The 24,426-nt window shown below is 48.1% G+C and carries 18 protein-coding genes; 5 read left to right on the forward strand and 13 right to left on the reverse strand.

The genetic code is table 11. The features are described from left to right. Positions 1-65 precede the first annotated feature (65 nt). Complete coding sequence (locus ACY2IG_RS14000; protein ID WP_035410184.1) at positions 66-497, forward strand: hypothetical protein; 432 nt, start codon at positions 66-68, stop codon at positions 495-497. A 47-nt stretch (positions 498-544) separates the two neighbouring features. Here ACY2IG_RS14000 and ACY2IG_RS14005 read toward each other — a convergent pair whose 3' ends face one another. The 8 genes from ACY2IG_RS14005 to ACY2IG_RS14040 all read right to left on the reverse strand — a co-directional run bounded on the left by ACY2IG_RS14005 (position 545) and on the right by ACY2IG_RS14040 (position 8,957). Continuing rightward, positions 545-1,174 (reverse strand): helix-turn-helix domain-containing protein, encoded by a 630-nt coding sequence (locus ACY2IG_RS14005; protein ID WP_462618060.1) that lies wholly within the window; start codon positions 1,172-1,174, stop codon positions 545-547. 30 nt (positions 1,175-1,204) lie between these two features. After that, complete coding sequence (locus ACY2IG_RS14010; protein WP_462618061.1) at positions 1,205-3,136, reverse strand: FtsX-like permease family protein; 1,932 nt, start codon at positions 3,134-3,136, stop codon at positions 1,205-1,207. Beyond that, entirely contained in the window at positions 3,102-3,866 is a 765-nt protein-coding gene (locus ACY2IG_RS14015) for an ABC transporter ATP-binding protein (RefSeq protein WP_035410192.1), read from the reverse strand. The genes ACY2IG_RS14010 and ACY2IG_RS14015 overlap by 35 nt, the downstream gene beginning before the upstream one ends. After that, complete coding sequence (locus ACY2IG_RS14020) at positions 3,859-4,851, reverse strand: sensor histidine kinase (RefSeq protein WP_462618062.1); 993 nt, start codon at positions 4,849-4,851, stop codon at positions 3,859-3,861. The genes ACY2IG_RS14015 and ACY2IG_RS14020 overlap by 8 nt, the downstream gene beginning before the upstream one ends. After that, a complete protein-coding gene (locus ACY2IG_RS14025) occupies positions 4,848-5,534 on the reverse strand; it encodes a response regulator transcription factor (protein ID WP_290773087.1) in 687 nt (228 codons plus the stop codon). The genes ACY2IG_RS14020 and ACY2IG_RS14025 overlap by 4 nt, the downstream gene beginning before the upstream one ends. Positions 5,535-5,628: 94 nt before the next feature. Then, positions 5,629-7,548 carry an ABC transporter permease gene (locus ACY2IG_RS14030; protein WP_462618063.1) on the reverse strand — a complete coding sequence of 640 codons (1,920 nt, stop codon included), beginning with the start codon at positions 7,546-7,548 and terminating at the stop codon, positions 5,629-5,631. After that, a complete protein-coding gene (locus tag ACY2IG_RS14035; protein WP_290773093.1) occupies positions 7,535-8,296 on the reverse strand; it encodes an ABC transporter ATP-binding protein in 762 nt (253 codons plus the stop codon). The genes ACY2IG_RS14030 and ACY2IG_RS14035 overlap by 14 nt, the downstream gene beginning before the upstream one ends. A gap of 157 nt (positions 8,297-8,453) precedes the next feature. Further along, a complete protein-coding gene (locus ACY2IG_RS14040) occupies positions 8,454-8,957 on the reverse strand; it encodes a PTS sugar transporter subunit IIA (RefSeq protein WP_035410206.1) in 504 nt (167 codons plus the stop codon). Positions 8,958-9,135: 178 nt separating this feature from the next. Here ACY2IG_RS14040 and ACY2IG_RS14045 point away from each other — a divergent pair, with 178 nt between their 5' ends. Next, a complete protein-coding gene (locus tag ACY2IG_RS14045) occupies positions 9,136-10,839 on the forward strand; it encodes a M3 family oligoendopeptidase (RefSeq protein WP_439954266.1) in 1,704 nt (567 codons plus the stop codon). Positions 10,840-11,129: 290 nt separating this feature from the next. Here the strand turns inward: ACY2IG_RS14045 and ACY2IG_RS14050 are convergent, their stop codons facing one another. Beyond that, on the reverse strand, positions 11,130-13,916 hold the full coding sequence (locus ACY2IG_RS14050; protein ID WP_462618064.1) for a putative bifunctional diguanylate cyclase/phosphodiesterase: 2,787 nt from the start codon (positions 13,914-13,916) through the stop codon (positions 11,130-11,132). Between the two features lie 138 nt (positions 13,917-14,054). Beyond that, complete coding sequence (locus tag ACY2IG_RS14055; protein ID WP_035410212.1) at positions 14,055-14,477, reverse strand: CBS domain-containing protein; 423 nt, start codon at positions 14,475-14,477, stop codon at positions 14,055-14,057. Between the two features lie 171 nt (positions 14,478-14,648). Between ACY2IG_RS14055 and ACY2IG_RS14060 the strand changes: the two genes are divergently transcribed. From ACY2IG_RS14060 to ACY2IG_RS14070, 3 genes are all read left to right on the forward strand, one after another. Continuing rightward, entirely contained in the window at positions 14,649-16,856 is a 2,208-nt protein-coding gene (locus tag ACY2IG_RS14060; protein ID WP_462618065.1) for a methyl-accepting chemotaxis protein, read from the forward strand. 115 nt (positions 16,857-16,971) lie between these two features. Then, complete coding sequence (locus ACY2IG_RS14065) at positions 16,972-18,129, forward strand: helix-turn-helix domain-containing protein (RefSeq protein WP_035410218.1); 1,158 nt, start codon at positions 16,972-16,974, stop codon at positions 18,127-18,129. A gap of 102 nt (positions 18,130-18,231) precedes the next feature. Then, a complete protein-coding gene (locus ACY2IG_RS14070; protein ID WP_462618066.1) occupies positions 18,232-20,373 on the forward strand; it encodes a bifunctional glycosyltransferase/CDP-glycerol:glycerophosphate glycerophosphotransferase in 2,142 nt (713 codons plus the stop codon). Positions 20,374-20,496: 123 nt separating this feature from the next. Here the strand turns inward: ACY2IG_RS14070 and rlmD are convergent, their stop codons facing one another. The 3 genes from rlmD to gatB form a co-directional block, all read right to left on the reverse strand. Continuing rightward, complete coding sequence (rlmD, locus tag ACY2IG_RS14075; protein WP_462618067.1) at positions 20,497-21,855, reverse strand: 23S rRNA (uracil(1939)-C(5))-methyltransferase RlmD; 1,359 nt, start codon at positions 21,853-21,855, stop codon at positions 20,497-20,499. A gap of 25 nt (positions 21,856-21,880) precedes the next feature. After that, positions 21,881-22,843: a diacylglycerol kinase gene (locus ACY2IG_RS14080; protein ID WP_035410224.1), complete on the reverse strand. Its 963-nt coding sequence runs from the start codon at positions 22,841-22,843 to the stop codon at positions 21,881-21,883. Positions 22,844-22,990: 147 nt separating this feature from the next. After that, positions 22,991-24,424, reverse strand: a complete 1,434-nt coding sequence (gatB, locus tag ACY2IG_RS14085; protein WP_035410227.1) for an Asp-tRNA(Asn)/Glu-tRNA(Gln) amidotransferase subunit GatB — start codon at positions 24,422-24,424, stop codon at positions 22,991-22,993. Positions 24,425-24,426 lie beyond the last annotated feature (2 nt).

Raw genomic sequence — 24,426 nt, forward strand, 5'->3', positions numbered from 1 at the left:
AGTTTACAAGACGAATCGTTTCCGCTATCGTTAGGTGAGAAAAAGCCTTTAGGAGGAACTACGTTATGCGGTCTCGTTTTTGGGCAGCGATCCTTTTCACAGCTGCTGCCATGGTCTCGTCACTTGTCATGTTCACGAAATTCCCGCAAGCGAGTGCGACATGGGAACTCGTCATTGCCTACGGAGGCATGGCGTTCGTCTCTAGCCTCTTTTGCTGGTCCTTCGTCGCGGTGCGCCGCCAGTCTTCCCGTTTATACGGTAGCTGGGTTGGTGTCTTCATCGCCGGATTGACTGTCTTACTTGTCTGTCTCGCGCGATTCGTCTTGCGTGGTGATGTGATGATGATTTTCAAGTGGCAAGCGATGCTCGGTAGCTTAACTCTCAATTTCGGCTATGTCGGTTGGGTACTCGTCATTGCGAATGCGATCATCGGTTTCATCATCGGTCGGACACGTCAAAAGACGCGTCGTCCACGTCCGATGCCACAACGTCAATAAAAAAGTCGCTGTCTTCTGAACGTCAATCAGAAGATAGCGACTTTTTTTCATTTTCGGTGATAACGAGAGCGGCTTTTCCGGTCGCTATAATCCGCATAATAAGTCGAACTGGACAAAGAAATCCCGTCCGTCATACGATCGAGGTATTCATCCAGTTGCATCATCGATGGTAATTTATCCTCAAATAACTCATACGTCTCTTCAGCTTGATCGCGTTGCAACTCTCCTGCTTCCATGACGGCTTCGACGAGCTCATGAAAGATCCGTTGCTCAGTGGCACTCATCGTCTGCTCGATCCGTTTGACATCCTCATCATACATTAAATCAAATAGACGCATTCGCTCCTCGAGCTGTTCCTCGACCCACGTTCCGTCTTGTCCGAGCGTCTGTTCATAAGCAAGCTTCATCTCTTCGAGCGGTGTGTTCTGTTGCATGATGAACTTTAACGACTCTCCCGTCCAGATATGCCGTGCCAAATAACTGGCATCGATGTTCAAGACGTCCGCTAATGCTTCGATGTAGGGTTTAGTTGGATAGACTTCGCTGAGTTCCGTCCGACGGATGAAATACGGTGCGACACCGAGGCGGTCAGCCAATTGTTCGATCGTAATCCCGGCACGCTCTCGTAAGATACGGATCCGGTCACCGTAACCCCGATATGGTGAATGGTTTAGCATACGATTCCCTCCCTTGTTCCTATGGTATCATCATACCCTTGAATCCGATGTCGGATACATCGAACTTTTGGATGAATTCCGGAACAGATGGCGTGGGTAGCGTAACCAAATCGGTAGGACACTTAAAAAGTATCCGATCGTGACGATACTGATCCAAAATGCGGCTAAGTTGAGGAATGATCCGACCTGTAGTCCGGCTCGGGTCACGACGACTTGGAACAATAAGAAAGCATGAAAAACCGAGATCAGGTACGGAATGAGTAAGACCGCACCATACTTCATGAGCAAGTAACGGCGGATATTCCCGGAATCGAACCCTAACGCAAACAATGTCTTCATTCGTTTTTGTTCTTGTTCCGCTGTCATCTGCATCCACACATGCAGGAAACTTGCATTGATGACGAACAACCAGATCGTCAGGAGGATGACGACGAACGTGACGAGGCGCACGATCCGGATGCCGTCGATCTCATCCTCCGTCTCATTGATCAACTGATAAGGAACCGACTGTTTTCCATCTAGCTTTGCTGCAGACTGGATGTTGCGGACAATCTTCATCCACTGTTCCCAGTCCTTTGTTCCGTAATCATGATAGGCTGGCGTATCAAAGACGACGATTTGACGGACAGGTTGCTTCAGTGTTTGAAAGACGGCATCACTGACGACAAACATCGTCTCGATCCGGTAGTTGTAACCGAAGACTAAATCATGGGAAGCAGCGGGAAGCAATTCAAAGTCGGCTTTTTCCATCGCCTGTTTCGCTTTTTTCATCGTCGGCGTGTTCTCTTCCAGTTGTACTGGACGTGCCGGTACGAAGAAACTCTGTCGACCGGTCGCTGTCCGCTCCTGAAAATGCAGTTGACGCATCATCTTGTTGTACGCTGAAATCGGCAAGAGCACCCGTGTTCCATCTGCCTTCACTTGAATATCTTGCTGGTAGCGATCCGGGAACGCCTTGGTCATCGTCTGCTTGATATCCTTCAATCGTTTCGTCGGCTGAGCGGACTCTTCATAATAGACGAGACCGAATTGGTTTTGTGACGATAAATCGAGTCCGACCAATTGAAATAAGAAAACGAGACCGACTGCTGTCAGCGCACACGACGTCAAAATCGTTCCGAGAGCAATCAACGTACTATTCGTACGAAGTTGATTGGCGATTTCCGAGACGATCAGCTTCCGAAGCGACAGACGACGAGGACGGTATAATTGGGTCAACCACGGTAAGACATACCGGCAAATGAAGAACGATCCGATGAAGATGACGAGGGGAAATACGATGTAAAATTCGTACATCCGAATGAATGCGAGCGTATACCCGTAGATCAGAGTCAACAAAGCAATGACTTGTATCAGAATCCAGATCCGTCGTCGAAACGGAGACCGTAATCGAACCGGTCGGTCGGGACGAAAGCGATAGATTGCGAGAACGGTTGCCGTCAGTAAGACGATGAGGGCACCACCAATCAAGGCGAGGATTGCATAAAATGATAACTCGAATTCAATCGGTGGCAAGAACATGACCTTAACGACAGAAAGTAATAACATCTTCGTCAAGACGTTTCCAAGCACCAGTCCAGCCGTAATCGCAAATCCACCGACGATCAAGACTTCAATCAAAAAGTACTTCAAGAAATGGGACAGTCCACTGCCGAGTGTTCGCATCGTCCGCAAATCATTCTTACGGTGCTCAAGCATCGTGTACGTCGTCGAATAAATGAACAGGATACTAAAGAGTAAGATGATCAGCTCCGCGGTGAAAACGAAGAAAATCGTCAGCTCGATGACCTGGTTCAATTGACTCAATACCTTGGCGACATTTTGGAACGATCTATTCGTCAACAAGTTCCAATAACTCGTCACGATTGTCATCGCGATAATAATTGTCAAGGCGTAACCGTAGTACAACCGCTGATAGCGGCGGATGTTACGTAGGGCGTATTGCAGATAATTGATGCTCATCCCCTCCTAATAACGATAATGATTCGATGACCCGTTGGAAAAAGATACGTCGTGGCTCATCACGGAATAATTCCGTCTGAATGCTACCGTCTTTGAGAAACAAGACATGATTACAGTACGACGCGACTTGCGGATCATGCGTCACGATGACCATCGTCATCCCGGTCGCATTCAACTCGGCTAGGACGTCCATGACATGTTTCGTCGATTGGAAATCGAGTGCTCCGGTTGGTTCATCCGCGAGTATCAGACGCGGGGTATGGATCAAGGCACGACCGATTGCCGTTCGTTGTCGTTGTCCGCCACTTACCTCATCGACCTGTTTATCGAGCAGATCGTCAATCTGTAGACGACGTGCCAACTCTTCCATCTCTTCCCGCGCGAGCTTCGCCTTTTTCCCCGACAGCATCAACGGAACGAGCATGTTTTCACCGAGTGTCAACGAGTCGAGTAGATTGAATTCCTGAAAGATGATCCCGAGCGTCTCGCGCCGGAAACGTGTCATCTCTTTTCGCTTGAACGTCGCTGTATCGACGCCATCGATCAGAATCGATCCCCAGCTCGGTTCGTCAAGTGTCGCAAGCAAGTTGATCAGTGTCGATTTGCCACTACCGGACGGTCCCATGACGGCAACCATCTCACCTTCCTCCACCCGAAAGTTCAAATCGGTCAACGGTTGCTCCGTCACCTTTCCAGGATAGACCTTCCCCAATTGTTTGACTTCAATCATGTGCGCGACCTCCTACTAATCGAATCCGGCATGTCGTGCCGACACCTTCTTCACTCTCGAGTTCGATCTCGTGCCCGAGCTTCAAGCAAACTTGTTGGACGAAATACAAGCCCATCCCGGTCGATTCCCCGTAGCGGCGCCCATTCTCACCCGTGAAGAACGCATTAAAGACACGCGGAACATCTCGTTTCGGAATTCCGACACCATCGTCTTGAATCGACAAGACGACCTGCCCCTTTGTCACCTCTGCCGTCAGAACGACTTCTCGACCATGCCCCGTTGTATACTTGATCGCGTTCGTCACGAGCTGTAAGACGAGGAAACGAAACCACTTTGCATCCGTATAGACATACACGTCCTCGGCGATGTCGAGTTTCGGGTAGACCTGGTTTTTGACGAACAATCGTTTTTCTTGATTGATGATGCTCGTCACGAGCGGCTTCAATACCAGTCGTTCCGCCTTCAAATCTGTCTCGATTGCTTCTAAGCGTGACGAATAGAGCATCTGATCGAGTCCACTGCGTAACCGATCAACCTCTTGACGTAAATCCGCTTGATAGTGTTCCCCTGGATGTTCGAGGATCAGTTCGATGACAGATAATGGTGTCTTCATCTGATGAATCCATTGATCGACATACCGATGTCGTTCCTTTTCTTTTCGTCGCTCAGCAAACAGGCTATTGCGAAACAATGTCTGTTGCCGCTCTAAAAATTGTTCGACGGCAACGGAAATCGGTTCTTCGCTATCACTACGAATCGGTTCTGCGACTGACTGGACCGGTTGTTGCATCCGTCGTAACAGCGGAAGCATGCTGAAGAAACGATAGCTGAGATAAATCAAGAGACCGATGCTGTTCAAGAGGACGATGTAAAAAAATGCTGACGGACGATAGAGGTCGTAGAGCCATAAAATAGCGTATAAAATGAGCATCTGTCCGGTAAAGAAGATGGTACCCGGTATCACGTGCCGTAAAAAAAGCTTCATGGCTCAAGAACCAGTTTATAGCCGACACCTCGAACCGTCTCTAGACCAGCAACTCCGATTTCTGCAAGTCGCTTACGGACACGGGTGATATTTACATTCAATGTATTCTCATCGACAAACGCTTCGTCATCCCAAATCCGTTCGAGTAAGTCACCCCGACTAACGATTCGTGGACTTGCCGTCAGCAGCATCTCAAGGATCAGCCCTTCTTTTTTCGACAGCTCGATCGACTGTTCCCCGTACTCGACGATATAACGGTCTAAGTACAGTGTGACACCCTCTTTCGTCACCGTCCGCTCATCCGCCTCGTTCGACAACGTGCCATACGCCCGGCGAATCTGACTTTTAATCTTCGCGATGACGACCGCTCCTTGGAACGGTTTGACGATATAGTCATCAGCACCATATTCGAGCGCCATGACTTGATCCATCTCGCCGACACGTGCCGAGATAAAGAGAATCGGTGCCCGTGTCTTCATCCGTAATTGCCGACACCAATAGAAACCGTCGAACTTCGGTAAATTAACGTCTAATAAAATGACATCAGGATTCGTTTCCTCGTAGATCGCGATGACATCCCCTCGTCCATCTTCGACGACGACCTTAAAATCATAACGTTCGAGTAGTTCCTTTAATAATGTCGCGATCTTCACATCATCTTCGACTAATAAAATCGTATGCATCGTTCACGTCAACTCCTTCTGTTTCTATCATAACGAACTCAAAAAGGACTGGAAACGATTATTCCGTTTCCAGTTCTGTGTATCCGTATTTAGTTCATCCCGTCACGATGCGGCGGTAAGCCCGAACCGTGACGATATAGTAGATCAGATAGACGATCGTATAGCAAACAATCGCAAGTAATGTCGGACGGACGATATTGTAGTTCAACAGTTTCTGCAGGACTTGCATCGCAACTAGACTATGAACGAGTCCGAGTACATACGGTAAAGAGAAGACGAATCCGACGAGGCGACGGATGATACCCGTTTGTTCCTTTTCATCGACACCAATCTTTTGAATGATCGCAAACCGTTGTTTCGATTCTTCTGCTTCCGCGAGCATCTTAAAGTAGATGATTGAACCTGTCGCAAGCAAGAAGACGAGACCGAGGAAGCCGGCAGCAAACGCAAGCAAACCGGTCGTTGCCGTCGTCATCGTATAGACCGGATAGTACGCTGCCATCTCTGTATCCGCTTGTTTTCCATACAGTTGCGTTAATTGCTTTATCAGTCCATCGTCATGACGTTCATCCGAAAACTGATAATTCGTCAGCGTAAAACCTTTTTCCGGCATCTTTGCAAACGCATCGTCGTTTACGACGAGGGCAAGCCGCTGTTTCTCATAAAGTTGAGCGATCGGTAGATTCGTCGCAGCGGTGATGCGAAAGGACTCATGGACATCCTTGATTTTGACACCGACCGGCGATTTGACTTTCATCTTCAACAAATCGTTTCCTTTAAATGTTTCAAGGACGATTGCTTCGCCTCGTTTTGGTTCTTTAATGACCGTTTGACCGTTTGCTTTCGCAAGCTTCACGTAATCCGAGTAATTGACGTAACTGAATTGCCCTGGCTGATCTTCGTAAGCATAGGTTTGATAATAGCGTGTGAACGTCAGCGGGTTCGGAAGCTCAGTCATCTTGTGATCGACGTTCTTGACGTTGACCATCGTCCGGCTGTCGATCTTCTGGTCGGACTTTGCAATCAGCTGTTCCGCTTCCGCTTGTTTACTCGCAATCGACAGACTGTACGGGACTTGCTCCTCGACAGTCTGATCGATGAAGTAATAGATCGATGTCGCTGTACCGACTGTCGTCAATGTCACGGCAGTAATGACCGTGATCGTCGACAGCATGACAGCGTTCGATTTGATTCGTGACAGCAATTGTCCGTGCAGAATCAAATTCGTTCCTTTGAAATGTCGCGCTTGATTACTTAAGAGGCGTAATAAGAAGATCGTGAAGTAACTCATCGTTCCAAATGTCCCGAGGATCACACACAGCATCAAGAGCGGTGCGACAATCGTAAAGTGATCCATCAACGGTTGTCCCGTCAAATAGTAACCGATACCAATCAAAACGACCGAAAGCACGGCTAGGATCGGATGGACTTTCGGAAGGGATTCCGCTTGTTGCTCTGCCTTGAACAATTCAATCAATGTAAAACGATAGATCGTCCGGGCTGAACGTAAGGCAATGATCAGGAAAATCAAAAGGAAGACGCCGATCGTCTGCACGACGGAAGCTCCGCTGATCGTAAAGGTCGCATCGACTTGCATCGCCATGACGGAAGCCAGCAACTGTACGAAATATTTCGATGCGACTGTTCCGATCGCAATCCCGAGGATCAGGCCAATCACTCCATACCCCATCGTCTCAAGGAAGATCAGTCGGGCGATCTGTCCCCGCTCTAAACCGAGCAACGCGTAGAGACCGATTTCCCGCTTACGGCGGCGTAAGAAGAAGTCACTTGAATACCAGATGAAGATAGCAGAGAAAAGTGCTAGAATAACACTCGCTCCAGTAAAGACCGTTCCTAATTTTCCGTACAATTCATTCGCCTGAAGCATCGCTTCGTTTGATCGAATCGCGAGGAACGTGTAGTAAATGAGAATCGCGAACGTGACCGCACCGAGGTACATCACGTTTTGACGGATGTTTTTTAGATTTTGAAACGCCAGTTTAGACAAACTCACGGACGGCACCTCCGAGTTCGCGTTGGACTTCCATGATCTGCTCGAAAAAATCCTTCTGTGAACCGAAGCGATGGACTTCCTTGAACAGCTCTCCATCCTTGACGAACAGAATTCGTTCTGCATAAGACGCCGTCATCGGGTCGTGTGTCACCATTAAAATCGTCGCGCCTTCGTCGTTTAGTGACTGCATCGCTTCAAGCAATCCTGTCGCTGACTTTGAATCAAGCGCACCGGTCGGTTCATCCGCTAAGATGAGTGACGGATCATGAATGATCGCACGGGCGGCAGCCGTCCGTTGTTTTTGTCCTCCCGATAGTTCGACCGGACGTTTATCGAGTAGGTCCTGGATACCGAGTTGATGCGCCACACGATCGACACGCTCTAAGATCATCTTTTTATCGACGTTCGCGAGTGAGAGTGGTAAGGCAATGTTTTCCCGGACCGTCATTGTATCGAGGAGATTGAAATCCTGGAAGATGAAGCCAAGTTGTTCCCGGCGGAAACGTGCCAATTGTTTTTCCTTCATCGCCGTCACGTCTGCTCCATTGATTAAAATCGATCCGTCCGTCGGCTGATCGATCGTCGACAGCAGATTAAGCAACGTCGATTTCCCGGCACCGGACGGTCCCATGATACTGACGAATTCCCCTTCATGGACACTGAGCGTCGTCGGACGTAGTGCTTCGTGGCGTGCCGTTTTCGTTTGATAGGTTTTTGTGATCTGTTCTGCTCGTAAGATTGCTTTCATCTGTAATGCCTCCTGTGTTTGATTCGTTACACTCAGTCTAGTCCTTCCATGCTTTTCTCAAAATGGACTTTACTTTCACTTCTCTTACAAAACGGTAAGACAAGGGAGGAGACATCAAAAAAGCCCCCATCCGTGAGGGATGGAGGCGTGTCGTACCTTATTTATGTGTTGCTTTGAAGAGCTCTGTGTCGCCTGCGACAACAGAAGTTCCTTCAGCTGGTACAGCTGAAAGCGTGAATTGATCGTGATTCGTCACGATGATCGGTGTGATCGTCGATGGTGCGTTTGCACGGATGTACTCGAGATCGAACTCGACGAGTACGTCTCCTGCTTTGACTTTATCACCTGACTGGACGTGAGCCGTGAAGCCTTCGCCTTTGAGGTTAACTGTATCAAGACCAACGTGGATCAAGAGTTCAAGACCATCTTCACCTTTTAGACCGATTGCGTGTTTTGTCGGGAAAATCGTTTCAACCGTTGCGTTGATCGGCGAGACGACTTTACCTTCTGTTGGCTCGATCGCGACACCGTCGCCCATCATTTTTTGAGAGAAAACTTGATCGGGTACGTTCTCGATGTTGACGATTTTACCTGTAAGTGCAGAAGCAATTTTCGTGTTTCCTGCGTCGTTACCACCAAACAATTTTTTTAAGAATCCCATGATACTATCCCTCTACTTTCTCGATCGTTTTTCTTCCGAATGGAAGTTTCGATTTTTTATAGGAGTAAGCTGTTAGACAGCTCGCTCACGTTCTCACAAAAAGCATACGTTTGTCCCTCTGGTTTTGCAAGTATTTTTGTGTGATAATAGTTAGAAATCAAAAGGAGGCGCTTACATGTTGCCATTTTCAGAAATTACATATGTCCGTCCTGATCTTGCTTTGCTTGAAACATCGATGAATCAAGCAATCGCTCGACTAACGGAAGCCACACAGGTAGATGAAGCAAACGCAGCCATCACTGAGATTAATACCCTCAGAAATCAATTTGAAACGGCAAGCCAGCTCGTCGAAATCCGTCATACGATTGATACACGCGATACGTTCTATGAGATGGAACAAGGGTTCTTTGATGAAGCAAGCGCGATCTATCAGGGATATGTCTCAAGCTATTATCAAGCGTTGACGACGCATCCGCTTCGCAATGAACTCGAACGGACGCAAGGCAAACAGTTATTCCTAATCGCGGAAGCGAGCTTAAAGACGTTTTCGGAAGAGATCATTCCAAAGCTCCAAGAAGAGAACCGTCTCTCAAGCGAATATACGAAACTGATGTCTTCTGCTCAAATCGAGTTTGACGGGAAGACGCTTAACTTATCGCAGTTCGGTCCTTACCTCCAATCACCAGACCGGGCTGTTCGTAAAGCAGCTTCAGAAGCCCGCTATGGCTACTTAAAAGAGCAAGGGGAAACGATCGATACAATTTACGATAAACTCGTTCGTATCCGGACAGACATCGCAAAGACACTCGGTTTCCCATCGTTCGTCGAACTCGGATACGCACGGATGCTTCGCGTCGATTACAATCAATCGATGGTTGAACAATATCGCGAACAGATCCTTGAAACGATCGTCCCGCTCGCGACACAACTTAAAGAACGCCAGCAACGACGCATCGGTGTCGATCACTTATACTACTACGATGAAGGATTCGCCTTCAAGTCTGGGAACGCGACACCTAAAGGCGAAGAGTCATTCATCATCGAAGGCGGCAAAAAGATGTATGCGGAGATGTCACCGGAGACGAACGAGTTCTTCAACTACATGCTCGACCGGGAAGCACTCGATTTAACGGCGAAGCCTGGAAAAGCGGGCGGTGGGTATTGTACCTACATCGCAGACGAAAAACTCCCGTTCATCTTCTCGAACTTCAATGGAACGGCAGGCGACATCGATGTCCTGACACACGAAGTCGGACATGCGTTCCAAGTCTATGAGAGCCGTCACCTGACTGCTCCAGAGAGTGCCTTCCCGACGTATGAAGCGTGCGAGATTCACTCCATGTCGATGGAGTTCTTTGCTTATCCATGGATGGAAGAATTCTTCGGTGAAGAGACGGCGAAATACAAATTCAATCACCTCGCAGGAAGCGTCACGTTCCTTCCATACGGCGTTGCGATTGATGAGTTCCAGCACGTCATCTACAACCAACCGGAATTGACACCAGCTGAGCGTCGCGAAGCATGGCGGACGATCGAGAAGAAATATTTGCCGCATCGTGATTACGAAGCGAATGATTATCTCGATTCAGGTGCCTGGTGGCATCAGCAAGGGCACGTCTTCGGAAGTCCCTTCTACTACATCGATTACACGCTCGCTCAAGTCTGTGCCTTCCAGTTCTATGCTTGGATGGAACAGGACCGGGAAGCGGCTTGGACATCATATCTCGATCTCTGTCGTGCCGGTGGATCGGAAAGCTTCCTCACGCTCGTCGAGCGCGCTGGATTAAAGTCTCCGTTTGCACCAGGTACGGTTGAAGCAGCGGTCGCACCGGTCAAAGCGTATCTCGAACAAGCAGACGACCTCGTACTCGATCGCGTTTAATAATTATTTTCATCAATATAAAGTTCACGCTTACAACGAACGTTTCTGTCATCCCCGCTTTCCACAGGCGGGTGATAAGCCGCGCCACCTCGCATTTCATGCGGTCTGTCGGGTCTTATCTAGCCCTGACGAAAGCGAAAATCGTGCTTTCTTTTCCTGTAGGAGTCGAGGGTGAACATTCACGTTCTCTATTTATCGAATGAAAAAAGGTGACTTTCCGGACTGGAAACTCACCTTTTTTCATTTTAAGACACATACATATTAAACTCATGAATCATAATAGACTAATTTCATTCAGATAGAAACTTTTGATGGTACTTCACGTACCAGACTCGAAACTCGTCGGCTGGAATCGGTCTTGAATAATAGAATCCTTGCGCATACTCACAGTCAAGCACTCGCAAATGATCAGCTTGTTCAAGTTCTTCGATTCCTTCAGCGACGACGTCATACTTCAGCGTATGTGCGAGCTTGATGATCGTCTCGATGAGCGGTGCGTTCGAGCATGCATCCGGACCACTGATGAACGAACGGTCAATTTTCAGTCGCTGAATTGGCAAGCGACTCAAGTACGACAAGGAAGAATACCCCGTACCAAAGTCATCAATCGCAAGACGATACCCCATCTGATGCAACTTCTGTAACGCATCAAACACGCGTGTGTCTGAAAAGACACCGAATGATTCCGTAATTTCAAGTTCCATCCGTTGTTCGATTCCCGGATGAACTTCTCGGACATCAGTCAGATAATCGACGATCCGACCGGAGACGAGTTCTTTGACGGATAAGTTCGCTGAGACGCGTAGTACTCCGAGTTCCGTATCCTTCCACTCTTCGACTTGTCGGACCGTTTCGGCAACGACCCACATCCCGATCTCTTCAATCAACATCGATCGTTCGGCAATCGGAATGAAGATCGCCGGACTGATCATCCCCCGTTCAGGGTGGAACCAGCGCAGGAGCGCTTCACAACCATCGACCTGACCGGTCGCGAGATTGATTTGTGGTTGATAGAACAATTGTAGCTCGTTCTTTTCGATCGCGTCCCGCAGTTCTCCTTCGAGGACGACGGATTCGAGATACTCGGCACTCATCCAGGATTCGAACCAGACCGGTCCGCCTTCTGTCTGTTGCTTCGCATGCTGCATCGCGATATCAACCGAAGATAATAAGGACGTGACGGCTACTGCATCATCGGGGTACCGCACCATACTCATACTGATGCTGACATTGACATACTCTCCATCGATCTCATAGACGTGTTCGATGACTTGCTTCAATTTCTCGTAATCAACGATATCCTGTTGTGCAACCAACACGGCGAATTCGTCTCCCCCGATTCGTGCGGCTTGTCCCGTTCCGATGAAATGATGTTTGAGTCGATTGGCGAGATCTTTCAAAATCTGATCGCCTGCACCATGTCCGTAAATATCGTTGATCCGCCGGAATTGTCGAACGCTGATGGTGACGAGTTCTCCCGGCTGAGGTGCTTTCAACGCATCTGCCATCTTTTGTTCAAAGCCATTTCGGTTCAACAGTCCCGTCAACATGTCAAAGAGTGCGAGTTGTGTGATCCGTTCTTCGCGCCGGAACTGATCCGTTTCATCATGACAGGATAAGTAAAGTGCAACGCCTGTATCGTCTTCTTTGTTTGCGACATGGACGATGTTGACGAACATGTTTAAGATTTCTTCATCGAACAACATCTTGCAACGAATCGTTTGACTATGGCCTTCCAATGATTGCTTCAACGCTCGCCGCATCCGATTCAAATCAGCCGGATGGATCAGTTCTTCGATCGTCCATCCGGCCGTCGCTTTCGTCAATTGTCGAAAGCGTTCGTTTCCGTTCACAATCGTATAGTCAGATGACATCGCAAGAATCGGATCTGTATTTTGTGAAAAGAGCGACTCGATTTCCGCTTTTTTCTGCTTGATTTCTTTTGTTTTGGCATCATTATGATCGAGCAACCCGGCGATGATGGCCGTCATCGTCCGAAACGCTTGGACGACAGGTTGAAAATCATTTCGCTCCGGTACGTCATAACCGGATTGCCGGCGGTCTTCTGCAAAGGTATTCGCTTCTCCTTTCAGTAAGGATAGATCTTGGCGAAAGGCGCGTAATAACGATAAGGTCAAAATCAACAGTCCAAGAATTAAGACACTGGTTGCACCAAAGAGAAGCCAGGCATTGCGAATGATGTGATGGCCTCGATCCTGCATTTCTTGTGCGACTTGGTTGAGTTCTTGATCGTACAGACGATACATACTCGATTCATATTCTTCCGCTTGTCCTGCCAAAGCAGCGTAGGTCTCGACTTTTGGAGCACGTAATAGATCATCGAGCGTTTGTGTATAGGCAGCCATCTGTTCCCGCATTGTTGCGACATCTTGCCGTCCCGTATCGTCCTGAAGAGGAATCACATCATACAATGATTTGATGAGTGATGCCTGGCGTATCGGTAAATCAATCCGCATCTGCTGAATCCGTAATCGATCAATCGAGCTCGGTTCTTCCTTTTGACGGGCATCTTTTAAGATTTCAGCTGATTTCCCAAGTTGTTCCTCCATCAGAATCAAATTGGAGAAGACATTATAATAAGATCCTGTCTCTTTGCTCAGTACGAGTTGATTGAAGATGATTTCACTCTTGAAATTCGTCATCGTCGTGAAGAAGCGATGGTTCGATTCATATCCTTGCCGTTGAAGCTTCTTGACTTCCGCCAAGACTTCTCCCTGTGCCGACCCAGTCGCTTTCATGTTCGGTAGACGATCGGTTAGTTGTTCCAATGCACGATCGGATTGTTTGGACGCTTGTAGAACATCCGTGTCCTCATTCAATGATGAAAAATAATAGCGTGTCACTTCTTGTTCAGCATGATTAAATGGTGTCACTTCAGCAATCGTTTTTCCTGATGCTTTGAAGCGATAACCTTCTTCGAGTGTTTTCATCAAATGTTGACATGCGACGATCAATGCTAATAACCCGATGATCGCAATCATCCATGAGAACGTTTTATAGTAGGAGCGTCTTCGAAAAGCTTCTACGATGAAGACTGGTGATAAACGTCGCAACACATCGTCCTCCCTAAATTGTCATTATGTTTCTATATCGTCGTCTCATACTGATTCCTGAAGTCGTTTTGGGTCAATAAAAAGCACGTCTTCCCACATTTCTGCGAAAATAAGTGCTTTTTTTACTAGTTTTATTCTTTTTTAATAACTGACGTTCTCACGCGCTACTTTTTTAGCAAAATAATCGATGATGTCACGTCGTCGGATAATCCCGATGAAATGTCTTCCGTCATCGATGACGGGTACGAAATTTTGATCCGTGATGACTTCAATCATCTCTTCCATTTGCGCTGTGATCGAGACCGGTTTATAACGGACGCGTTGTTTGATATCGGTTAAACGTGTCTGCAAGACATGGTCATAATCGGCATGCTCGAGATTTGCTTCGAGCGCCCACAAGACATCGCCTTCTGTCAGCGTTCCTGCGTATTTCCCTTTATTATCAACGAGTGGGACTGACGTAAAACGATGATGTTTCATCTTTTCTAGTGCTTGTCTGACCGTTGACTCAGGATCTAAATATTTCACCTCATCTTTAGGTAATAAGAAAAAAGCAATATTCATTTCTGTTCCTCCCTAGCCACTCTGTGACACCCTTTTCATTTTATCATGAACCCTGCTCCGATTCATTTCTCAAATGATGAAAATCTCTACATAATTCCTTCATATTTGGTCATACTATTCCGATATTCCAAGTAGACAGAATTTAAAGACTATTTAGTTAGGAGAATACATATGCGCCTCCCGATCACGCGTCGCCTGTTCATCGGGCTTATTTTATTGCCCGCTCTCACTCTCGGTGCCTCGACCTGGTTTTCTTATGATCAGACGAGCCAAACCGTCGATCAGCTTGTAGACTCGACGTCACAAACCGCTTTGAAGCAACTCGAACAATCCTTTACACGAATCATTGATGATACGAAAAAGGATACGACCTTACTCGCAGGTCTTCCGTTCAACCGAGCGGACGGCGCTTTACCGAACTACACGGATCAAACGAAACAACCCGATCCGGCTACTCCTCCGACGCAAAAAGCGAGCGATATCTATAGCGTCCTAGAAAAGTACGGTTCATCGAAAATCGAAAACTCCTTCATTCAGTATGCGGATACCGCTGGTGGTTATCTCAACTGGCCAAAACAAGCGGCAGCACCTGGGTACGATCCACGCAAGGAAGACTGGTACAAACAAGCACTCGATAACTCTAGCACCGTCATCATGAGTGAACCGCATTATGATGCGGCAACGAAACTATCCATCATCGGCTTCTCAAAAGCAACACTAGATGCACAGGCGAATATCAAAGGTGTCTTATCCATCTATAAAAGTATCGATCGCCTAGCAGAAGACATGAAGCGGATTGAAATCGGACAAAAAGGATTCGTCTTCAGCTATACCCAAAATGGGAAGATTGTCACCCATCCGAATAAAAATTATTTCTTCAAAAACGTAACGCAGATGAAAGAAGACGGAAAACCTTATTTCTCTGCTCCTAAAGCAATGATGGAACAAGAGTCGGGTTCGAACATCATGGACGTCGCCGGTACAAAATCCGTCGTCATCTGGCAGACCTCGTCAAAAACAGGCTTTAAGTTAGCTGTCGTTCTTGACTATGCTTCCTTGTATGCACCGAAAGAAGAAATGCTCAGTCAATCGTTGATCAACTTCGTCGTCGCGATCGCCTTAGCCACGTTGATTGCTTGGTTGATTGGTCGATCAATCAATCGTCCTTTATCAACACTCCGTCAAGAAGCACTTGCCATCGCCTCTGGTGATTTACGGACGCCAAAGCGTCCGACACGTTTCATCCAAGACGAGTTGACGGATCTCACCGAGAACTTTGACGCGATGCGGGCTCGACTACGTCAAACAATTCTCGCTTTGACGACTTCAGCGACGACCGTCCGGGATGCATCTGCCGAACTCTCCACGAATGCAACGCACGTCCAAACAGCTTCTCTGCAAATCGGACGAACGATGGAAGAGATCGCGGCGGCTGGTGAAACACAGACGAAACAAGCAGAGCGCTCGTCCCATGCCGTTCATGGCGTCAAGGAACGGTCGACGGCCATGCAACACGTCGCGTCAACGACATTATCGGAAGTCTCGACCGTCGCTTCCGCAGCCGTTCGCGGAAGTGATGTAACGAAACAGACGATCGCCGATTTACTTGATCATTCCGTCTCACTCGAACAGGAAATCCAAAATACGTCCGACTTCCTCGGTAAACGATCGGATGAGATTGCCAAAGTCCTTGGCACACTACAAGCAATCTCGAGTCAGACGAACTTGCTCGCCTTGAATGCCGCCATTGAAGCAGCACGCGTTGGCGAACAAGGACGCGGATTCGCTGTCGTTGCGAGTGAAGTCCGAAAGCTTGCGGAAGAGAGTGACGCTTCTGCGAAGCAAATCAAACAACTCCTCGATCATATCCAAGACGAGACACAGACCGCGATGGGTGCGATGCACCATGTCATGGATGATTTGAAACGATCGCTTGATTCCGTCAAGACGACCGGTGACGATTTCGAGCAAATCGCGGGTTCCGTCCAACATGTCTCACGCCGGACAGAAGAACTGACCGGTGACATCCATACGTTGACGCAAGCGACGGAAGAAGTCTCAGACGCCATGGGGACGATTCTCGCTTTGACGGAAGAGAATGCCGCAGGTCTTGAGACGAGTAGTGCGAGCATTCAAGAAACGAACGCAACACTCGAATCCGTGACGTCTGCCGCTACGCATCTTGCAAAGATTGCTGGTAATCTCCATCAACTGACGCTTGATTTCCAACTCGACGATACGGAAACATTGGTTCACGACTCCGTTGAAGAGGTCATACATTCGGAAGAATCCGTCTTGTATGAGGAAGCAGCTGTCGCATCACTTGACGAGGAACGACATGATTCGGATTTAAAGGTTCCTTCGTCTTCATCCGAATGATTTTTCAGCGAAGTCTTTTTTGAAAGGCTTCGTTTTTCATTGTTTCGTTCTCGACTATCCGCGAAAGAGGACATACACTAGAAGCAATCCACTATATTTCGAAAGGAGTCGTGTCATGAATCGCTTGTCGACGTCTGACTTGACGCAAATCGCAGAGCACCTCTACGGGATGACTGGTTTTTTCGTCACGTACCGAGATCATCACGGTACTCCGCTGTCGTTACGTCCAGAAGCTCCATCTCATCCGGGAACCTTACTGATTGAGAACGAATGGCCAGTACTAAAAAAGACTCCTCTACTCTATACCCTGAAAGATGGTACAGCTTACCTCTTTTTAGATGTTCCGGAACAAGGAATGTACCGAATCGGTCCGGTTTTACTACAATCGGCTCTTTTTCGGGCACACATCCAAGATGAAGCCTACCATCAGTTCTATAAAGCCTTACCACGTACGACGGAGAATCGACTGATTGACTGTGCTCACTTGATGTATCGCTTGTTACACGGGGAAGCTCTACCGAAGCGCGAGATCGAACAACAGTCTGATATTCAGGAAGCCGAAATCCCTCTCGTCGCAGACGCCCCTTCCCATACAGGCGTCACGGCGTATCGAAAAGCCTGGCAACGGGAACAACAAATCATTGATTGGATCGCGACCGGTCAAAGTGAGCGCCTCGCTACGACCTATTCCCTGCCGGCCTATGGCGAGTTCGGAACACTCGCCCGTCATCAGCCCTTACGTGCAGAAAAGAATCTGTTGCTCGGGACTGTCCTCTTAAGCGCGCGTGCTGCGATTCGCGGCGGACTGGAACCGGATGAGGCATTCTCACTCAGCGACCGGATGATTGAGACGATTGAAGCGGCGACGAGTATCGCTGAGCTCCGGAATCGGCATGTCCGGATTACCGTTTCGTTTGCCGAAGCCGTCAAGGAGCTCCAAGCATTACGTCATTCGCCACATGTGTTGGCAGCCATTCGTTATATTCAGCAACACCTCTATGAACCTTTGTCCGTCTCGTCGATCAGTCAAGCCATCCATGTCTCGTCTAACTATCTGTCCGTCCTATTCAAAGATGAGACCGGTCTACCGCTCGCCCGCTACGTTATCCGGGAACGGATCCGGGAAGCGAAGCGCCTCTTGCGTTCTTCGGACGATTCCTTGCTGACGATCTCGAACAAGTTACACTTCTCGAGTCAAAGCCACTTCAGTCAAGCCTTCAAGCAGACGACCGGTGAGACCCCGACACATTATCGACAACGAAGTGAATTTTAAGAGAATCGTGCCTTTTTTTCGTTTTGTGATATCCTATTCAACAGGAACTATTTTCGTGAATCCGTCTTGAGCGGATTCTTTCAACAAAAAAGGAGAATCAACATGAACTCAATTAGTGTCATCATTCCTGTCTATCAAACCGAATCACAAACGAAGACAGCCATTCAATCCGTTCTTGATCAGAAGGTGTCTATTCCGGTAGAAATCATCGTCGTCTTTGATGGACCAAGCCCATACATCGATGAGCTTCGCTCCCTCTATCCGACTTGTACGATCTTGGAACAAGCACATCAAGGAACATATGCTGCACGCCGTCGCGGTCTTGAAGTCGCGACAGGTGACTACGTCACATTCCTCGACAGTGATGATATCCTCGCACCACGTGCGCTCTATACGTATATCAAAGCCTATGAGAAATCACGCGGTGAAGTCATCATCGGTAAAGTCTCACCTGTCTACAACAAGAAAAAATGGCTTATGCCGATCGATGATGATCGTTATTTCTTCTACACTCGCACGAAATTCAATTCGCGTCATTTGACGACGATTCACGGCTGGATGATCAAAAAGGACTTGCTGAGCGATTTGCCGGTTCTTGAGACACGATGGTTTGCTGATACGATCATCGCGCATACGATTATCGCGAAACTGACGAACCTGACATCGGTCAGTTATGTCGTCTACGGTCGAAACTCACGCAGTACACCACTCGAGGGACAATCACTCTATCAAGCACGCGATATCACGACATTGACTGATATCTCACGGATCTATGGTATGTTATCTGCGCATACGATGGATAACACTGTTCAAAAGTTCTTGAATACATGGTACAAACGATTCATCTCAAAACGTGGTCGTGCGTTGCTTGAACGAAGCACGTCAAAAAGTCAGCAGGCAGATGTATTCCGTCACGTCGCTTACGATTTAAGACGGACGAAGACACGAAGTAAGTATCTACAAGCATGGTCGACGGGTTCCTACTTCATGTTCCGTTCATACATCACTGCCGTGAAGACAAAACGAACGCTACGGACGGCACGACGTAAAAAGATCAAGAACGGTCTGATGCTCTATCGCCTGTTCCAAAAGATGCCGGTCAAAGAGAACCTCGTCTTATTTGAGAGTTTCCTCGGTCGGAGCTATTCTGATAATCCAAAGGCGCTTTACCTGAAATTAAAAGAACAACGCCCAGAACTTGAACTCGTCTGGATTTTCTCGAAAGAACCTTCAGATGACGTCAAGGAAGCTTGTCCGAACTGGGTGCTCAAAAACAGCTTCGCGTACTACCAAGCAATGGCACGTGCCAAGTACTGGGTCTTCAACACGCGTCAGCCACTGAGCTTGAAAAAACGCGAAGAAACAATCTATCTCCAGACATGGCACGGTACTCCTTTAAAACGATTAGGTCTCGACATGGAAGAAGTCCATATGGCGGGAACGAATGCGACACGCTATAAGCGGAACTTCTACAATCAAGCACAGGAGTGGAACTACTTGATTTCTCCGAATGCTTATTCGAGCGAAATCTTCAAGAGTGCGTTCGGTTTCCAAAATACGATGCTTGAGACAGGTTATCCGCGAAACGATCTCTTGTATGCGGACGATCAAGCTGGTTTGATCAGCGAAATCAAAGCGCGTCTGGATATTCCAGCCGACAAGAAAGTCGTTTTGTACGCACCGACATGGCGGGATGACGAGTTCATTGCGCGTGGAAAATACCGCTTTGATCTCCAACTCGACTTGAACGAGATGCAAGCCCGACTCGGTGACGACTACGTCGTCTTACTCCGGATGCATTACTTGATTGCACAAAACATGGACATCAGTGGACATGAAGGATTTGCCTATGACGTGTCGTCATACGGTGATATCGCAGAGTTGTATTTAGTCAGTGACGTGCTAATCACCGACTATTCGTCTGTCTTCTTCGATTATGCGCACTTACAACGTCCGATGATCTTCTTTACGTATGACTTAGAGAAATATGCATCGACGTTACGTGGATTCTACTTCGATTTCGAAGCAGTCGTTCCGGGACCACTCCTAAAAGAAACGGATCAAGTCATCGATTATATCGAACAGATTGATACGAAGTCTGTCGCTTACCAAGAAAAATATGATCGCTTCCTCGAACGGTTCTGTAGCTTGGATGACGGCACGGCAAGTGAACGTGTTCTTGCTGAATTGTTCCCGAACACAGCACGGTCAACGATTGAGGATGAAACAACAGAAACAGAATGACGATTATCAAAATGAGAAATGGCTTAATAAAGCCGTTTCTCATTTTTTGTTCCTACCCATTGATTGCTAAGCGTAAAGACAAAAAAGCCTCCTTCCTTAATGGAAAGAGGCATTCAAAGCGATTTAGTTACGGACGAACAAGGCAACGCTCTCAACGTGTGTCGTATGCGGGAACATATCGACCGGTGTCACTTCAACGAGTGTATAACCGAGCTCCGCCAACAACTTCGCGTCACGTGCTTGTGTCGACGCATTACATGAGACGTAGACGATCCGCTTCGGTGCGACATCTGCTGCAGCACGTAAGAACTCTTCGTCACAGCCTTTACGTGGTGGGTCGACGACGATGACGTCCGGTTGGATACCGGCTTTGACGAGTGCTGGCATGACCTTCTCAGCTGCACCGTACTCGAATGTCACGTTCTCGATACCGTTCGCTTGTGCGTTCCGGCGTGCGTCATCGATTGCTTGCGGTACGATTTCGATACCGTAGACGTGCTTCGCTTGTTTTGCGAGTGACAATGAAATCGAACCGATTCCACAGTATGCATCAACGACTGTCTCCTCTCCTGTCAACTGAGCATACTCGAGCGCTTTCGCGTAGAGTTTCTCTGTTTGCAACGGGTTGACTTGGAAGAACGAATGCGGTGAGATCTCATATGTCAAACCAGCGATTTGATCGCGAATGACGGACGGTCCGTACAAGACGACGTTCTTTTTCCCAAGAATGACGTTCGTATCATCCGGGTTGATGTTGTGCTGGATCGAAGTGACGTTCGGTAACGCCTTTAAGATCCCTTCGACGATTTTATCGATACCGCGAAGTTGTTTGACCTTCGTGACGAGAACGACCATCAACTCGTTCGTATGGTAGCCATGACGTGCCATGATATGACGAATGACACCTGCTTTTTTCTTCTCGTCGTATGCTGGGACTTTTAAGTCAGCGAGGACTTTACGAACCGCTTGGACAGCTTCATCGTTTTCTTTGTTTTGGATCAAGCAGTAGTCCATATCGATGATCCGGTGGCTCCGTTTTTGATAGAAGCCAGCCATCAATTTGTTCGATTGGAACGCGACCGGTACTTGTGCCTTGTTGCGGTAACCCCATGGATCTTCCATACCCATCGTCTCGTGGACCGGAATCTCGAGGCCTGCTAGGCGCGCGAAAGCGTCACGAACGCGGTTGTGCTTGAACTTGAGTTCTGCGTCGTATGACAAATGTTGCAATTGGCAACCGCCACACTGGTTGTAAACTGGGCAAGGTGGCTCGACACGATCGGCACTCTTCGTCTTTTGACGGATGATGCGACCGAATCCGTAAGACTTCGTCGTTTTCGTGATCTTGATCTTGACCTGCTCCGTCGGCAATGCGCCTGGGATGAAGACCGTATATCCATCGATGCGCGCGACCCCTGATCCTTCATGTGTCAGGTCGACGATCTCGACGACGTGTTCATCGTTCTTTTGTACTGGAATCATGAATATCCTCCTTAAAAACCTCGCTTCACGCGAGGTTCATTTCTGCTTCTTGTAGTTGTGTATTAATCTGTTCCATTTCTTCGATCCGGAACTTTGGTGTCATGACTTCGAAATGAGAGCGAAGATTCGTCATCTCGCCTTCGCAGATGCCGCCAAACTCACCATCAATGTTCAAACTCATCTCTGATGTGTTCTTCATACGGACGAATGAGGTCGTGACATGCTCGATGCAAGGGTCCGAGAAATGATCCCCTTTCAAGGCAAGACGCATGACACGAATTAATTCGACGAGGTTACATTTCTTCAGGATGAAGAGATCAAACCGACCATCGTTAAGTGACGCGTTCGGTGACAACTTCTCGAATCCACCGACAGAGTTCGTATTGGATGTCAAGAACAACATGACTTCTCCTTTGAATATACCCTTTTCATGCTCCAGTTCGACATATGTTGGCCGGATTTGCGGAAGTTTCTCCATCCCTTTGACATAGTACGCGAGCTGTCCAAGTGCCGTCTTCAGCTTTGAAGGCACTTCGTACGACAGTTCTGTCATGATGCCGCCACCAGCGATGTTGATGAAGTAATGGACGCCTGTCGACCCTTCGATCTTACCGATATCGACCGGCATCGTATGTCCTGTGCAGATGACATCCATCGCCCCTTCGATCGTCAACGGAATACGCATCGCTCGACCAAAGTCATTCGTCGTTCCAACAGGTAGTACACCAAGCTTTGGACGTTTGCTATAAGCTGCCATTCCGCTGATCACTTCATTCAACGTACCATCGCCGCCTGCAGCGACGACAAGATCAAAGTCTGCTTCGCATGCTCGTGCTGCTTCATACGTCGCATCGCCGACCGCTTTCGTCGAGTAAACAGATGTCTCATAACCCGCTGCTTCGAGTCGGTCGAGGATATACGGTAAGTTTCGTTTAACCATCTCTTTCCCGGAAGTCGGGTTATAAATCACGCGCGCTCTAGGTCTCATAAGATTTTCTCCTTTTTGACTCAACCGTTCATTTGATACATAACTGTTTTATTCTACATGAACTCTCGAGACATTACAAAGCCAAAAAAGACAGCGTCCGTTTCTTCACCTCAGCGAGGGAGAGACAGACGCCATCTTAAGTGGAACTTATTTCAGTTTTTCGAGCTCTTCGTAGAAGAGTTGATCAAGGAGAGCAGGGTTTGCCATTCCTTTTGTTTTCTTCATGATCTGACCGATGACGAAGCCTTTCTTCCGATCACGTCCACCGAGTAACTCCTCGACGACGGCTGGGTTCGCTTCGAACATCTCGACGATGAGACCACGCAACAATCCTTCATCCGAAATTTGTGCAAGACCGTTTGCTTCAACGTATGCACGCGGCTCGACACCTTCTTCGATGACTGCCGTGAAGACTTGTTTGGCGATTTTCGAAGAAATCGTGCCGCTTGCGATCAAGTCGATCATCTCTGCCAAACGCGCTGGTGTCATCTTGACTGTTTCGAACGTTTCCGTCGATTTATTCAAGTGACCTTGGATCTCACCGACTGTCCAGTTGGCTGCTGCTTTTGGCTCTGCACCAGCTGCAAGTGTCGCTTCGAAGTACTCTGCCATTTCACGTGTGACCGTCAATTGTTTCGCGTCATACGCTGAAAGACCGAGTTCTTCTTGGTAACGAACACGGCGTGCATCTGGAAGTTCCGGGATACCGGCACGAATCGCTTCTTTCCAATCATGATCCAGTACGAGCTTGACGAGGTCAGGCTCTGGGAAGTAACGATAGTCCGACGCCCCTTCCTTGACACGCATGAGGACGGTTTGTTTTTTCGTCTCATCGAAACGGAGTGTTTCTTGACGCATCACACCACCCGCAAGCAATAGTTTACGGTGACGATCTTCTTCAAACTCAAGCCCTTTTAAGACGTTTCCGAATGAGTTTAAGTTCTTGAGCTCTGTTTTCGTACCGAACTTCTCTTGTCCGTATGGACGCACCGAGATGTTACAGTCGCAACGGAGTGACCCCTCTTCCATCTTGACGTCTGAGACGCCTGCATATTGCAAGACTTCTTTGAGACGTTCGAGGTAGGCGACCGCGTCTTTCGGTGAACGCATATCCGCTTCACTGACGATCTCAATTAGCGGTGCGCCTGTCCGGTTGAAGTCGACGACCGAGTGGTTGGCACCCGTGTGGTTCATCTTACCGGCATCTTCTTCCAGATGGACACGTTCGATTCGGAAGCGTTTCGTTTCGCCATCGACTTCCGCATCGATGTAGCCATCAAAGCCGATTGGTTGATCAAACTGCGAGATTTGATACGCTTTTGGCGTATCCGGATAGAAATAGTTCTTCCGGTCGAATTTTGTTTGATCAGCTACTTGGCAGTTGAGTGCCATCGCTGCACGAACGGCGAGTTCGACGGCTTTTTCGTTGATTTTCGGCAAGACGCCCGGGTGTCCAAGACAAATCGGACACGTTTTCGTGTTCGTCTCTGCGCCATATTCCCGCGCACAACCACAGAACATCTTCGTGTTCGTGCTCAGTTCGGCGTGGACCTCGATCCCGATGATCGTTTCAAAGTTCATGA

The sequence above is a fragment of the Exiguobacterium sp. EF_C8 genome (genome assembly GCF_054956715.1).